Below are 13,467 nucleotides of genomic sequence, written 5' to 3' on the forward strand. Positions count from 1 at the left end.
TATCGACCCGTATCAGATCACCATCGCGCACGAAGGCGATGGGACCTGCGTCCACCGCTTCGGGTGCTATGTGGCCGATGCACAGGCCGGTTGTGCCGCCGGAGAATCGACCGTCCGTCAACAGTAGTACATCTTTACCGAGCCCCGCGCCCTTGATGGCCGCCGTGATCGCCAGCATCTCGCGCATCCCGGGCCCGCCCTTGGGCCCTTCGTACCGGATGACGACGACGCTGCCGGCCTCGATCTGCCCGGCCGCCAGCGCATCGAGGGCGCCGCGTTCCCGCTCGAACACGCGGGCCGGCCCCTCGAACACGTCGGCGTCGAACCCGGCCGACTTCACGACGGCGCCCTCCGGCGCCATCGAGCCGTGCAGGATGGTCAGTCCACCGGTCGCGTGGATCGGGTCGTCGAACGTGTGGATCACGGTTCCGTCGATCGGGGCGGGGTCGAGCTCGCGCAGGTTCTCGGCGAGGGTCTTGCCCGTGACCGTCAGCGCGTCGCCGTGCAGCAGGCCCTCATCGAGCATCGCCTTCATGATGACCGGGATGCCGCCGTGGCGGTCCACGTCGTTCATGACATAGGCCCCGAACGGCTTCATGTCGGCCACGTGGGGCACCTTGTCGCCGATGCGGTTGAAGTCGTGCAGACTCAGTTCGATCTCGGCCTCGTGGGCGATCGCGAGCAGGTGCAGCACCACGTTGGTCGACCCGCCCAACGCCATCGCGAGGGCGATGGCGTTCTCGAACGCTTCCGGGGTGAGGATGTCGCGGGTCGTGATGCCCTGGCGGAGCATTTCGACGACGGCCTCACCGGAGCGGTGTGCGTAGACGTCACGGCGACGGTCCGCCGACGGCGGCGCGGCCGAGCCCGGCAGGCTGAGGCCCAGCGCCTCGGCGACCGACGCCATCGTGTTGGCCGTGTACATCCCGCCGCAGGCGCCCTCGCCCGGCGCGAACGAGCACTCGATGCGCTTGAGGTCGGCGGCACTCATGCGGCCGGCCAGACAGGCCCCGACGCCCTCGAACGAGTCGACGATCGTGATGTCCTTCTCGGTGCCGTCCGACAGTTTCACCCAGCCGGGGGCGATGGACCCCGCGTAGAGGAACACACTGGCCAGATCCAGACGCGCCGAGGCCATCAGCATCCCGGGGATGGATTTGTCGCACCCGGCCAGGAGCACCGTCCCGTCGAGCCGCTCCGCGCTGACCACCGTCTCGACCGAGTCGGCGATGACCTCGCGGCTGACCAGTGAGAAGTGCATGCCCTCGTGGCCCATCGAGATGCCGTCCGACACCGAGACCGTGCCGAACTGCAACGGATATCCGCCGCCGGCGTGCACGCCTTCCTTGGCCCCCTGCGCGAGCCGGTCCAGGCTCAGGTTGCACGGCGTGATCTCGTTCCAGCTCGAGGCGATGCCGATCTGGGGCTTGTCCCAGTCGTCGTCGCCCATGCCGACGGCGCGGAGCATGCCGCGTGAGGTGGTCGCTTCGATGCCGTCGGTGACCGCGCGACTGCGGGGCTTGATGTCGATGGTGTCGTCTCCTGTGGGCATGAAGGAGAGTCTATTCCCGCGGGGCGGCCCGCCGGTGCGCCCCGCCCGCCTCGCGACGCTGACGGTCAGGCCTGGGCACGGCGGAGGGTGCGCAGCCGCGCGAGCCGGGTGAGCGTCGCTGCAAGTTCATCGATGTCAGCGACCCGCACCCGAGCCGACGACGGTCCCGGGCCGACGCGGATGCCGAGGTCACCGGGCTGCAGTGAGGCAATGGCGTCCTCGTCGGTGACGTCGTCGCCGGCGAACAGAACCGCGGTGGCGCCCACCTGTTCGCGCAGCTGCGCGACGGCAGTGTCCTTGCCCTCGGCACGGAAGGCGTACTCGGTGATGTTGTGCCCCACCCGCCGCCGCCAGTGCGGTGCGCGTTCGCGTACCAGGCCGCCGACGACCTCGTGCGCGCGCTCAGCGTCGGCCGGCAGCGCCCGCCGGGTGTGCACGCCGAAACCGAAAGTCTTCGGTTCGATCCACACGCCGTGCAAGTTGGCGGTGAGCGTCTCCGCCTCAGCGCGCAACGTGCCGCGGAGCGCGGCGTCGGCGGCATCCTCGCCCTGCGCCGCCCGCCCCGAACCCGGCATCCAGAACTCCGCGCCGTGCGACCCGGCCAGCACGACGTCGGATCCGTCGGTGTGTTCGGCGATCTCACGCAGGTCGTGCAGGCTCCGACCGGACACGAGCGCGACGACGGTGCCGGGTGTGTCGCGCAGCTCGTCCACCGCGGCGCGGGCCGCGGGCGTCATGCGTGCGGTCATCGGATCGTCGACCAGCTCCGACAGCGTGCCGTCGAAGTCGAGGGCGACCAGCAGCTGGTCGGTCGCAGCGAGCATCTCCAGCGCGGCGCTCATGCGGTGCGCTCCCTTCGGACACGGTCCAGGTCGACGAGGAAGCGCTCCGACCAGCGGGTGACGTCGTTGTCGCGCACCCGGCGCCGCAGCGACCGCATCCGGCGGCGCTGCTCGACGTCGGACATCTCCACAGCGGTGACGATGGCGTCCTTCAGCCCGTCGATGTCGTGAGGGTTGACCTTCACCGCTTGCGTCAGCTCATCCGCCGCGCCGGCGAACTCACTGAGCACGAGGACCCCGCGACCGTCGACGCGGCTGGCCACGTACTCCTTGGCCACGAGGTTCATGCCGTCGCGGAGCGCCGTGACGAGCATGACGTCGGCCGTCAGGTACAGCGCCACCATCTCCTCGCGGGGGTACGACGTGTGCAGGTACCGCACGGCGGAACGCTCCACGGTGTCGAAGTCGCCGTTGATCCGGCCCACGGCGAGCTCGATCTTGTCGCGCAACTGCATGTACGCACCCACCCTCTCGCGGCTGGGGCTGGCCACCTGCACCAGGGTTGCGTCCTCGACCGACAACCGGCCGTCGGTCAGAAGCTCGCCGAACGCCTTCAGCCGATGCCGGATGCCTTTGGTGTAATCGAGGCGGTCGACCCCGAGGAGAATCGTCGCCGGATCGCCGAGGCTCGCGCGGATCTCTTTCGCGCGAGCCTGGATCTCGGGACGCCGGGCCAGGTCGTCGTACAGCGACGTGTCGATGGAGATCGGGTACGCCTTGGCGACGGCCGTCCGGACTCCCCCGGCCGCCTCGGGCACGCGGATCGACCCCGACTTGGTCTCGTAGCCGAACACGCGGCGCACCGCGCGGGCGAAGTTGCCGGCATCCGCGACACGCTGAAACCCGATCACGTCGGCACCGAGCAGCCCGTCGAGCACCTGGCGCCGCCACGGCAACTGCGAGTACAGGCCATATGCGGGGAAGGGAATGTGATGGAAGTAGCCGATCGTGAGGTCGGGACGCAGCTGCCGCAGCATCCGAGGCACCAGCTGGAGCTGATAGTCGTGCACCCACACGGTGGCCCCGACGGCGGCCGCTGCCGCCGCCGCGTCCGCGAACCGGCGGTTGACGGCCGCGTACACCTCCCACCAGGTCCGGTGGAAGCTGGGGGCGGCGATCACGTCGTGGTAGAGCGGCCAGATGGTGTCGTTGGAAAAGCCCTCGTAGTAGAGTTCGATGTCCGCCGCCGACAGCGCAACGGGAACCAACTGCATCCCGTCGAACGTGAACGGTGCGATGTCGAGGTCGGCCTGGCCGGGCCAGCCCACCCAGGCGCCGCCCACCGCCTGCATGACCGGCTCGAGCGCCGCGACAAGACCGCCCGGGGACTGACGCCACAGGGCGTCCTCGTCGTCACCGCGGTCGACGGGAAGCCGATTGGAAACGACGACGAAGTCGGCGACTGTCACGTGGACTCCCCTCAACCGCGGGTACCCACAACCGCGGTCGGTTCCACCCTAGCGAGCGCGTGGCCTCCCGGGACGGGTACCGTGGAGGCCATGCGCAAATACCTGTTCGGAACCGGGCTGTTCTCCGTCCTCACGGCGGGTCTGACGTTGCTGCGCGAAGGCAAGAACCCGGATGCCGGGTTCACGTGGCGCACCGCCTTGGCCTGGCTGAGCTGGGGGATCACGCTAGCGCTGGCGGTCGGCGCCGCCGTCGACACAAGGCGCGCAACCCAGGGGCGGCTCGCACCCGCGGATTCGCCGATCTCCGGGCGGGAGCACAAGCTTCTCGCGGCCGAACTGCGACGCTGAGTCCCGCGCCACCGCCCCGTCGGCGGCGTCTCACCGGGTGAGGATCACCGCTTCGCCCTGGCCGCCACCGCCGCACAGCCCCACCGCAGCGGCGCCGGAGCCTCGACGGACGAGTTCGTGCGCCGCGTGCACGACCAGCCGCGCACCCGAGGCGCCGATCGGATGCCCGATCGCGATGCCGCCGCCGTGGATGTTCACGATCTCCTCATCGACACCGAGTTCGGACTGCGACCGCACCACGACCGCTCCGAAGGCCTCATTGATTTCCACGAGGTCGAGGTCGGATGCCGTCATATGCTGCTTCGCCAGGGCCGCCTCGATCGCGCGGGCCGGCTGTGCGTGCAGTGAGTTGTCGGGCCCGGCGACCTGGCCGGCTGCGCCGACCACCGCCAGCACGGACCAGCCGTTCGCGTCGGCGTGTGCGCGTGTCGTGAGCACCACCGCCGCCGCCCCGTCGGAGATCTGCGAGGCGTTGCCCGCGGTGATCGTACCGTCGGCGGCGAACGCCGGTCGCAAGGCTCCGAGCGACTCCGCGGTGGTGTCGGGGCGCACGCCTTCGTCCGCCGTCACCAGCACGGGGTCCCCCTTGCGCTGGGGCACGGCGATCGCCACCAGCTCGGCATCGAGAACCCCGCCCGCCTGTGCCGCCGCAGCCCGCTGGTGCGAGAGTGCTGCGACGCGGTCCTGCGCTTCGCGAGTGACCTCGAAGCGAGGGTTGAGGCGCTCGGTCGAGGCGCCCATGCTCTCACGGTCATATGCGTCGGTGAGCCCGTCGAAGGCCATGTGGTCGAGGACCTCGACCGACCCGTAGGTCCACCCGTCGCGCGAGCCCATCAGCAGGTGCGGTGCGCGGGTCATCGACTCCATGCCGCCGGCGGCGACGACGGTGGCATCTCCCGAGGCGATCATGCGCTTGGCGTCGATGATCGCCGTCAGACCGGACAGGCACACCTTGTTGACCGATGAGGCCGGCACGTCCCAGCCGATGCCGGCGGCGATCGATGCCTGGCGGGCCGGGTTCTGGCCGGAGCCGGCGGGAAGCACCTGCCCCATGATGACGGCATCCACCGCCGTCGCTGGGATGCTGCGCTTCGCCAGCGCACCCGCGATGGCGAACCCGCCCAGTTGCGGAGCGGTGAAGGCGGCCAGCTGTCCCTTCAGACGCCCCTGTGGGGTGCGCGCGGCGGCGACGACGACGATGTCGGCGGCGGTCATGACAGCTCCTTCAGCGCGTCGGAGACGATGAGTTCGGGTTCGGTGGCGGCGACGACCTCGTCGACGGTGACCCCGGGTGCTACCTCGACGAGAACGAGCCCGTCGCCGGTCACGTCGATGACGGCCAGGTCCGTGATGATGCGGTCCACGACGCCGCGGCCGGTCAGCGGCAGCGAGCACTCGTCGACGATCTTCGCCGAACCGTCCTTGGCGACGTGCTCCATCAGCACGATCACCGTGCCGGCACCGTGGACGAGGTCCATCGCGCCGCCGGGGCCCTTGACCATCTTGCCGGGGATCATCCAGTTCGCGAGGTCTCCGGTGGCCGACACCTGCATGGCACCGAGGATGGCGGCATCGATCTTGCCGCCGCGGATCATGCCGAAACTCGTCGACGAATCGAAGAACGCCGCCCCCGGCAGGGTCGTCACGGTCTCCTTGCCAGCGTTGATGAGGTCGGGGTCGACGGCATCGGCGGTGGGATACGGCCCGACGCCGAGGATGCCGTTCTCCGACTGCAGCACGACCGTCACGCCGGCCGGCACGAAGTTCGGCACGAGGGTCGGCAGGCCGATCCCCAGGTTGACGTACGAGCCGTCGGTCAGTTCGGCCGCGGCCCGCGCGGCCATCTCATTGCGGTTCAACACCATGTCAGGCCCCTTCCGAGACGGTCCGGCGCTCGATGCGCTTGTCGATGTCGGTGCCCACCTCGACGATGCGGTGCACGTAGACGCCCGGGAGGTGAACCGTGTCGGGGTCGAACTCCCCCGGTTCGACCAGTTCCTCCACTTGGGCGATGCACACCCGGCCGGCCATGGCCGCGAGCGGGTTGAAGTTGCGGGCAGCCTTGTTGAACACCAGGTTGCCGTGCCGGTCGCCGCGCAGGGCGTGGACGAGTGAGAAGTCGGTGACGATGGCGTCCTCGAGGACGTACTCACCCTCACGGCCCCCCAGAGCGAAGGTGCGGACGTCCTTGGCGGGCGAGGCGACGGCGATACTGCCGTCGGCTGCGTAGCGGCGTGGCAGACCGCCCTCGGCGACCTGCGTGCCGACGCCGGTCTGGGTGTAGAAGGCAGCGATACCCGATCCCCCGGCGCGCAGCTTCTCGGCCAGGGTGCCCTGCGGGGTCAGTTCCAGCTCCAGTTCGCCCGAGAGGAACTGCCGCTCGAACTCCTTGTTCTCGCCGACGTACGACGAGGTCATCTTGCGGATGCGCTTGGCGTTCAACAGCACCCCCAGGCCCCAGTCGTCGACGCCGCAGTTATTGGACACGATCGACAGGTCGGTGGTGCCCTGTGCCAGCAGCGCGTCGATGAGCGCGATCGGGTTTCCGGACAGGCCGAACCCGCCGACGGCGAGCGAGGCCCCGTCGGGGATGTCGGCGACGGCGGCGACCGCCGTCGGGATCGTCTTGTCGATCACAGCGCACTCCTTCGTGTCGGTTCGCACCGGGTCCTCCCCAGGATCGGTCCGTCGAGCCGCGGCGGGCAATCCGTCGCTTGCCATGTGGGAAGCCATCCGCGTAGTGTCCACATTATGGAACGAGCGATGGTGCCGGGGGCGCAGGCGATCGCGCGCGCGGCCGCGCTGCTGCGCCTGGTGACCGCAGCCGGTGACGCCGGCCGCGGCGTGCAGGAGCTGGCGCGCGATGCCGACCTGTCGCGGTCGACGGCGCATCGGCTGCTGTCGGCGCTGCGTGCCGAGGGCCTGGTCGATCAGGACGAGCACACCGCGCGGTGGCTGCCGGGACCGGAGCTGTTCCTCATGGGTTCGGCGGCGGCATCCCGGTACGACATCACGCATCTGGCCCGCGACATCGTCCGATCCCTGGCCGTGCGCACGGAGGAGAGCGCGTTCCTGTCGGTGCGCCGCGGCGACGAGACGGTGTGCCTGCTGCGCGAGGAGGGGTCGTTCCCGATCCGCTCGTTCGTGCTCAGCGAGGGCGTGCGCTTTCCCCTCGGGGTCGCCTCGGCGGGCCTGGCGATCCTCGCCTTCGTGCCCGACGACGAGGTCGACGCCTACCTGGAGCGGCATCCGGAGCTTGGCGACCGCTGGGGGCGTTCCCACGATGCGGGCGCGCTACGGCCGCGGCTGGCGGAGACGCACGAACGCGGCTACGCCGTGAACCCCGGACTGATCGTCGAGGGCTCGTGGGGCATGGGGGCGGCCGTGTTCGACCACGCCCACCGGCCCGAGTGGGCGCTGAGTCTGACCGGAGTCGAGTTCCGGTTCGGCCCCGACCGGCTGCCAGGGCTCGGACGCACCCTGCTCGCCCACGCCCACCAGCTCACGACGCGCATCCACTCCGTCCGCCGCCGCTGACCACACTCCCGCTGCCCCGCACCCTCGCCTGCAGACGCGCCCCCTCCGTCCCCCGTCCCAGACAACGCGAAGGCCTCCGCCCGGGGCCGCTGGGAGGCGGAGGGCACCGGGGAGCCGTGATGACCGGAGGCGGGGGTCAGCGAGCGAGGGCTGTGCGAATGACCCGGGCGACGGCGGCGGCACCGTCTTCGGACATGACCACCGTGTAGTGGTTGAACCCGTCCCAACGCTCGTGCTGGACGCCGGGGTGTGGTGCGAGCAGCGCATCGAGCACAGCGGGGGGATACAGTCCCGGCTCCTCGTTCCGCAGCCCGCGGGGCACCGTGACGAACCGGACCGGATGCCGCAGCGCCGCCAACGCGTCGATCAGTGCCGTTCCGGTGTTGAGGTCGACGGTGTCCTCGACCGTGGTGGTGTAGCTGGTCGCGGGGCGCATGAGGTCGCCGTCGCGCACCAGGTCGTAGCCGAAGTAGCGTTCCAGTTCGGGAGTCATCTCGTCGCCGAAGGCCGGGTGCTCGCGCCAGAAGGCCAGGTAGTCGGCCGTGTCGGCGAATCTCAGATCCAGCCGCGCCGCCGTCGGCCCCAGGATCGCCGCGACCAGGTCGTCGGGCGACAGCCCGGGCGGTGCCGCCAGCGGCAGTCCGCCGTCGATCAGCAGCAGGCGGCTGACGAGGCCGGGATGACGGTGCGCGAACACGACCGCCACGAACGCCCCCATGGAGTGCCCGATCACGACGGTCCGTTCCAGCCCGAAGTGCGCGAACACGGCCGATAGGTCCTCGGCGTGGGCGGTCATGCCGGCGGGACCTGCGACCTCGCTGCTGCGGCCGCGGCCGCGCAGGTCGGGGGCGATGAGGCGCACCCCCGGCAGGGCTCGGGCGACCCACTGCCACACCAGGTGCGACGAGGTCACGCCGTGGATCAGCACGACGGCGGGCGCCCCGTCGCCCGGGACGTCCCACACCCCCACGCGCAGATCGCCGCCCGCGACGGGGACGTCCACCGTCCGGTAGATGTGCGTCACCGCGCCGTCCATCCGCCGTCCATCGTGTAGCTGGCGCCGGTGACCATTCCCGCCTGGTCCGATGCGAGCCATCCGGCCAGCGAGGCGACCTCGTCCGCCTCGATCAGACGCTTGACGGCGGTCTCGGTGAGCATGATCTTCTCGACGACCTCCGATTCGGCGATGCCGTGCACGGCGGCCTGGTCGGCGATCTGCTTCTCGACCAGCGGCGTGCGCACATAGGCCGGATTGATGCAGTTGCTCGTGACCCCGTGCGCGCCGCCCTCTAGCGCGGTGACCTTCGACAGCCCTTCCAGGGCGTGCTTGGCGGTCACATACGCCACCTTGAACGCGCTGGCACGTAGGCCGTGGGCGCTGGAGATGTTGATGATCCGTCCCCAGCCGCGTTCGTACATGCCCGGCAGCACCGCCCGCACGAGCAGGAAGGGCGACTCCACCATGAGACGATGCATGAACCGGAACCGGTCCGGGTCGAACTCGGGGATCGCGGCGACGGTCTGGATTCCGGCGTTGTTGACGAGCACGTCGATGTCCAGGCGTAGCGACTCCTGCGTCGCCGTGTCGCTGAGATCCACGACCCACGCCCGGCCGCCGACCTCTGCGGCGACGGCCCGGGCGGCGTCCCCGTTGATGTCGGCGACAGTGACGTGCGCGCCCCGCCGCGCGAACTCGCGCACGCACGCCAGCCCGATTCCGCTGGAACCACCGGTGACCAGCGCCCGTCTCCCGGCCAGGTCCTGCTCAGTCATCGACGGGTCCTTCCTGTTGCACCGCGAGAGCGTTGCGGATGAATCTCATGGCGTGATCGACGATCTCCGGGTCGATGTCGGCGGGCGGGCGGCCTTCGGCATCCCGCTCCCACAGCACGTAACGCATGCCGATCAGTTCGCCGGCCCCCATCAGCGCCCAGGCGGTCACTTCGGGGTCGAGCGCCGTGTCGACCTCCCCGACCTGTTGCGCGGCCCGCAGCCCCGCCTCGTAGCCCTCGACGATGCGGGTGTAGTGCAGCCGCAGCGTGTCGGGTGAGACGAACTCGGCTTCGCGCACCACCCGGTAAAGCGCCGGGTGTTCCGCGGTGAAGCGGAAGAAGCCCTCGAAACCGGCCCGTTCGGCCGCGATGCGGTCACCGGCCCCGGCCATCGCTTGGGCCATGGAGTGACGCACCCGCCGGTTCAGGTCGATGACGAGCTCCTCGAAGATCTGCTGCTTGCCGTCGAAGTACAGATAGAACGTGCCCAGGCCGAGGCCGGCACGCTCGGTGATCTTGACGATGGACGCCTCGTGATAGCCGAGGTCGGCGAAAACCTGCTCGGCCGCTTCCAGCAGCTTGCGGCGGGTCGCCTCCCCGCGCTTGGTGAGCGGACGCCCGGCGGTCGAGGTGACCGGGCCCGCCGTCGGGCCGGCATCGTCAACGGTGGTCATGGCTCTCCTCCTGCATCATCGCCGCCGCGCGTCGCTTCAGGCGCGACCGCGCGAGCTTCTCGATTGTGGACCGCGGCACGGCGTCGACGAACACGACGCGCACGGGAACCTTGTATCCGGCGAGGTTCTCACGGGCGTGGGCGAACACCTCGTCCTCGCCGAGGCGTGCGCCCTCGGCGCGCACGATGAAGGCCACGCCCCGCTCGCCCCATACCGGGTCGGGTACGCCGACGACGGCCGCGTCGGCGACCGAGGGGTGCCGGCACAGTGCCGCCTCGACTTCGGCGGGCGCGACGTTCTCGCCGCCCGAGATGTAGATGTCCTTGAGGCGGTCGACGATCCAGTACCGGCCGTCGTCGTCGCGCCGCGCGATGTCGCCGGTGCGCAGCCCCCCGTCGGCGAAGGCCCGCGCGGTCGCCGGCGCATCGTCCAGGTACCCGGCGAACACACTCGGCCCCCGCACCCACAGCTCCCCCACACCGGCGCCGCCGACGATCATGCCGGTCGCCGGGTCGGCCAGGCACACGTCTACCGCCGGATACGCGTACCCGGCGGCGCCGGGGTGGCTGCGGGATTCGTCCGGAGGCAGCCACAGCACGTTCGGCGCCGCCTCGGTCAGTCCGTACCCCTGGGTCAACGCCACTCCGTGGCCGGCCCACCGTTCGGCGAGGTCGCCAGGTACGGTCGCGCCGCCGACGAGGGCGAGGCGGATGCCGCGCACGGCGGCGGCGGCGAAGCGCGGGTCGTCGGCCAGCAGCCGGTACTGCGTCGGCACGCCCATCATCGCGGTCACCCCGCGATCGGCGATCAACTGCAGAATGCGTGAGGGCTGGAAGGAGCGTTCCAGCACGACCGTCGCGCCGACCCGCCACGCCAGCAGCGGTTGCACGTTCCACGCCGCGACGTGGAACTGGGGCAGCATAGACAGCACGACGTCGTCGCCTGTCAGCGGCAGCGCGCCGGCGAGAGCATGGTTGTTCCAGAAGCAGTTGGCGTGACTGAGCACGACACCCTTCGGGGCGGACTCACTGCCAGAGGTGAAGATGATCAGCAGAGCGTCGTCGTCCCTCACCGCCCGAGCCGGCGCGGCCGGATCGATCCGGGCGGGGACCGCCTGCTCCACGCCCGTCGTGCCCAGTTCCGCGGTCGGGGGCCGGCGGTTGAGCCGCTGCAAGGCGGCGGCGGCCAGGCCCTCGTATTCGTCCTCGACGAGCACCAAGGCCGGCGCGGTGCGCGCCAGCATGTCGCTGAGCTCGACCGGGGTCGCCCGCCAGGACAGCGGTACGAACGCCGCGCCGACGCGGGCCGCCGCGAGGAAGGCGACCACGTGGTCGATCGAGTTGCCCGACACCGTCGCGACCCGATCGCCGGGGCCGTAGCCGCCGGCACGCAGCCGGAGCGCCAGCTCCCGCGCACGTGCGTCCAGCCGCGCGTAGGTGATCGTCACGCCTCGGTCGTCGATCGCGATGCGCCGCCCAGACGCGGCGGCGCGATCGGCGAGCCAGCGCCCCACGGTGTGGGGGCCGTCGGCGGTGTGCGCCGGCTCGGTCACGTGCGCGCCTCCTCGCTCGCGTCGAGCTCGGCGTCGTCGAGCTCGTGCAGCTGGGTGCGGGTGCGCTCCCCCCGGCGGCGGCGGAGCCACGCGTCGGCGGTTCCGGCCAGGCCACCCGGCAGGAACATCACGACGAGGATGAACAGCACACCCAGCAGGAACAACGGCTCCGACAGCGGGATGTGCAGCACGTCGGGCAGTTGCTGGATCCACTCCGAGCGCGCCAGCACCGTCAGCCGCTGGTCGAGAAGGGTGTACAGCACGCCTCCGAGAATGGCACCCCAACGGAACCCGACGCCACCGAGCACCACCATCACCAGCACCGTGATCGTCAGATCCGCCCCCACCGAGTTCGGCTGGGTGCCCGACTGCAGCAGCATGTAGGCGACGCCCGCCAGCGACGCGCAGCCGGCGGCGACGACGAAGACCATCAGCCGCGCCCCGTACGGGTGGAGGCCCAGCACCCGCACCCGCAGTTCGTTCTCGCGGGTCGCCTCGGCGAGGTGTCCGAGGCGTGAACGATCCACCCACAGCACGACGAGGTAGACGATGACGAGCACGACGAGGGCGAACCAGTACAGGTTGCGGGTGTTGACGACGCCGACCAGCCAGTCCGGGACCTGCGCGACCGGCAGCCGCAGTCCTTCCTCGCCGCCGGTGACCTGCTGGTTGCGGCGCACGAGCACCGACCCGGCCTGCGCGAAAGCGAGCGTGACCATCGCGAACGGGATGCCGGAGACCCGGATCGCGACGGCACCGGTCAGCAGCGCGATCACCAGTCCGCCGACCAGCGCGATCAGCACCCCCGGCCACATCGGCACCCCGAGGTATTGCAGCGCGATCCCCAGCCCGTACGCGCCGGCGCCGAAGTACAGCGCATGGCCGAACGAGAGCATGCCGGCCGTGCCCAGCAGCAGGTTGTACGAGAGGGCGAGCGCGGCGAACACCATGCACAGCGACATCAGGGCGAGGCTGCCCGGCGTGTAGGTCGCGCCGGGCAGAATGCCGGGTATCGACACGTTCAGAAGCGGCAGCACCGCCATCAGCACCACGAGTCCGGCGCCCACGACGAAGGGCAGGTACGCGCCCTTCCGTCCGGGCACGAGCGTGGGAATCCCGGTGGTCGCGGTCATGCTTGCCTCCCCAGCAGGCCGGCCGGCCGCACCAGCAGGACGATCGCGAGCAGCGCCACGACGATGAAGTCGCCGGTGCCGTCCAGGTAGAAGTTCGCGAACTGCTGCAGCACGGCCACCAGCACCGACGCGATGGCCGCACCGGTGAGCGAGCCCAGACCGCCGATGACGGTCACGATGAACGCGAAGATCAGCAGCGTCGAACCCAGGTGGGCCGAGACGAACGTGGACCAGTGCATCGCGAGTACGCCGCCGATCCCGGCTGCCGCTCCCCCGATCGCGAACACGAGCGTGAAGCTGCGCCGCACGTCGATGCCGAGGGCGGTGACCATCGCGCGGTTCTCGACACCGGCGCGGATGATCATGCCGTACCGGGTCTTGCGCAGGAACAGTACGAGCCCTCCCAGCACGCCGGCGGCGGCGATCATGAGCACCCAGTAGGTGTTGGGAATGCGCGCGCCCAGCACCTCGGTCGTGCCGCGCAGCCAGGCGGGACCGCTGACATTGACGGCATCCGTCCCCCAGATCCCCTCGAACAGCGCAACGGCGGCGAACGACAGGCCGACGGTCACGAGCACCTGCTCGATGTGGCGTTCGTAGAGCGGGCGAATGAGGACGAGCTCGGTCAGGGTCGCGAAGACCGCGCCG

At 70.5% G+C, this 13,467-nt stretch carries 14 protein-coding genes; 2 read left to right on the forward strand and 12 right to left on the reverse strand.

The features are described from left to right. From ilvD to ACK5KK_RS08555, 3 genes are all read right to left on the reverse strand, one after another. Positions 1-1,552, reverse strand: a 1,552-nt coding sequence (gene ilvD / locus ACK5KK_RS08545) for a dihydroxy-acid dehydratase (protein WP_416889664.1), incomplete at its 3' end; no start/stop codon positions are given. Positions 1,553-1,617: 65 nt separating this feature from the next. After that, positions 1,618-2,394: a trehalose-phosphatase gene (otsB, locus tag ACK5KK_RS08550; protein ID WP_416889665.1), complete on the reverse strand. Its 777-nt coding sequence runs from the start codon at positions 2,392-2,394 to the stop codon at positions 1,618-1,620. Next, positions 2,391-3,803, reverse strand: coding sequence for an alpha,alpha-trehalose-phosphate synthase (UDP-forming) (locus ACK5KK_RS08555; protein ID WP_416889666.1), 1,413 nt, complete (start codon positions 3,801-3,803; stop codon positions 2,391-2,393). Before ACK5KK_RS08555 ends, otsB begins: the two co-directional genes overlap by 4 nt. 90 nt (positions 3,804-3,893) lie before the next feature. On the opposite strand from ACK5KK_RS08555, the gene ACK5KK_RS08560 reads away from it, so the two are divergent. Beyond that, on the forward strand, positions 3,894-4,151 hold the full coding sequence (locus tag ACK5KK_RS08560; RefSeq protein WP_416889667.1) for a hypothetical protein: 258 nt from the start codon (positions 3,894-3,896) through the stop codon (positions 4,149-4,151). 30 nt (positions 4,152-4,181) lie between these two features. Here ACK5KK_RS08560 and ACK5KK_RS08565 read toward each other — a convergent pair whose 3' ends face one another. From ACK5KK_RS08565 to ACK5KK_RS08575, 3 genes are read right to left on the reverse strand one after another with little or no spacing between them, the layout of a single operon-like run. Next, positions 4,182-5,366, reverse strand: a complete 1,185-nt coding sequence (locus ACK5KK_RS08565) for an acetyl-CoA C-acyltransferase (protein ID WP_416889668.1) — start codon at positions 5,364-5,366, stop codon at positions 4,182-4,184. Further along, positions 5,363-6,016, reverse strand: coding sequence for a 3-oxoacid CoA-transferase subunit B (locus ACK5KK_RS08570; RefSeq protein WP_416889669.1), 654 nt, complete (start codon positions 6,014-6,016; stop codon positions 5,363-5,365). Before ACK5KK_RS08570 ends, ACK5KK_RS08565 begins: the two co-directional genes overlap by 4 nt. A 1-nt stretch (position 6,017) precedes the next feature. Beyond that, positions 6,018-6,788, reverse strand: a complete 771-nt coding sequence (locus tag ACK5KK_RS08575) for a CoA transferase subunit A (RefSeq protein ID WP_416889670.1) — start codon at positions 6,786-6,788, stop codon at positions 6,018-6,020. Positions 6,789-6,902: 114 nt separating this feature from the next. Between ACK5KK_RS08575 and ACK5KK_RS08580 the strand changes: the two genes are divergently transcribed. Then, on the forward strand, positions 6,903-7,688 hold the full coding sequence (locus tag ACK5KK_RS08580; RefSeq protein WP_416889671.1) for an IclR family transcriptional regulator: 786 nt from the start codon (positions 6,903-6,905) through the stop codon (positions 7,686-7,688). 136 nt (positions 7,689-7,824) lie between these two features. On the opposite strand, the gene ACK5KK_RS08585 is transcribed toward ACK5KK_RS08580, so the two are convergent. From ACK5KK_RS08585 to ACK5KK_RS08610, 6 genes are all read right to left on the reverse strand, one after another. Next, positions 7,825-8,712, reverse strand: a complete 888-nt coding sequence (locus ACK5KK_RS08585; protein WP_416889672.1) for an alpha/beta fold hydrolase — start codon at positions 8,710-8,712, stop codon at positions 7,825-7,827. Then, a complete protein-coding gene (locus ACK5KK_RS08590; RefSeq protein WP_416889673.1) occupies positions 8,709-9,461 on the reverse strand; it encodes a 3-hydroxybutyrate dehydrogenase in 753 nt (250 codons plus the stop codon). Before ACK5KK_RS08590 ends, ACK5KK_RS08585 begins: the two co-directional genes overlap by 4 nt. After that, positions 9,454-10,134, reverse strand: a complete 681-nt coding sequence (locus ACK5KK_RS08595; protein ID WP_416889674.1) for a TetR/AcrR family transcriptional regulator — start codon at positions 10,132-10,134, stop codon at positions 9,454-9,456. The genes ACK5KK_RS08590 and ACK5KK_RS08595 overlap by 8 nt, the downstream gene beginning before the upstream one ends. Next, the gene (locus ACK5KK_RS08600; protein WP_416889675.1) at positions 10,121-11,686 is read right to left on the reverse strand and encodes a class I adenylate-forming enzyme family protein; all 1,566 of its coding nucleotides are present in this window, start codon (positions 11,684-11,686) and stop codon (positions 10,121-10,123) included. The genes ACK5KK_RS08595 and ACK5KK_RS08600 overlap by 14 nt, the downstream gene beginning before the upstream one ends. Continuing rightward, positions 11,683-12,819, reverse strand: coding sequence for a branched-chain amino acid ABC transporter permease (locus ACK5KK_RS08605; protein WP_416889676.1), 1,137 nt, complete (start codon positions 12,817-12,819; stop codon positions 11,683-11,685). The genes ACK5KK_RS08600 and ACK5KK_RS08605 overlap by 4 nt, the downstream gene beginning before the upstream one ends. Beyond that, the coding region (locus ACK5KK_RS08610) for a branched-chain amino acid ABC transporter permease (protein ID WP_416889677.1) at positions 12,816-13,467 on the reverse strand (652 nt) is incomplete at its 5' end. The genes ACK5KK_RS08605 and ACK5KK_RS08610, both read right to left, overlap by 4 nt.

It is taken from the genome of Microbacterium sp. (genome assembly GCF_047972865.1).
In the GTDB taxonomy this organism is placed as follows: Bacteria; Actinomycetota; Actinomycetes; order Actinomycetales; family Microbacteriaceae; genus Microbacterium.

Excerpts from the sequence above, each read along its gene's own strand:
- otsB (WP_416889665.1), bottom strand. The coding sequence starts at position 2,394 with ATGAGCGCCGCGCTGGAGATGCTCGCTGCGACCGACCAGCTGCTGGTC.
- ACK5KK_RS08560 (WP_416889667.1), top strand. The coding sequence starts at position 3,894 with ATGCGCAAATACCTGTTCGGAACCGGGCTGTTCTCCGTCCTCACGGCG.
- ACK5KK_RS08565 (WP_416889668.1), bottom strand. The coding sequence starts at position 5,366 with ATGACCGCCGCCGACATCGTCGTCGTCGCCGCCGCGCGCACCCCACAG.
- ACK5KK_RS08570 (WP_416889669.1), bottom strand. The coding sequence starts at position 6,016 with ATGGTGTTGAACCGCAATGAGATGGCCGCGCGGGCCGCGGCCGAACTG.
- ACK5KK_RS08580 (WP_416889671.1), top strand. The coding sequence starts at position 6,903 with ATGGAACGAGCGATGGTGCCGGGGGCGCAGGCGATCGCGCGCGCGGCC.
- ACK5KK_RS08590 (WP_416889673.1), bottom strand. The coding sequence starts at position 9,461 with ATGACTGAGCAGGACCTGGCCGGGAGACGGGCGCTGGTCACCGGTGGT.
- ACK5KK_RS08595 (WP_416889674.1), bottom strand. The coding sequence starts at position 10,134 with ATGACCACCGTTGACGATGCCGGCCCGACGGCGGGCCCGGTCACCTCG.
- ACK5KK_RS08605 (WP_416889676.1), bottom strand. The coding sequence starts at position 12,819 with ATGACCGCGACCACCGGGATTCCCACGCTCGTGCCCGGACGGAAGGGC.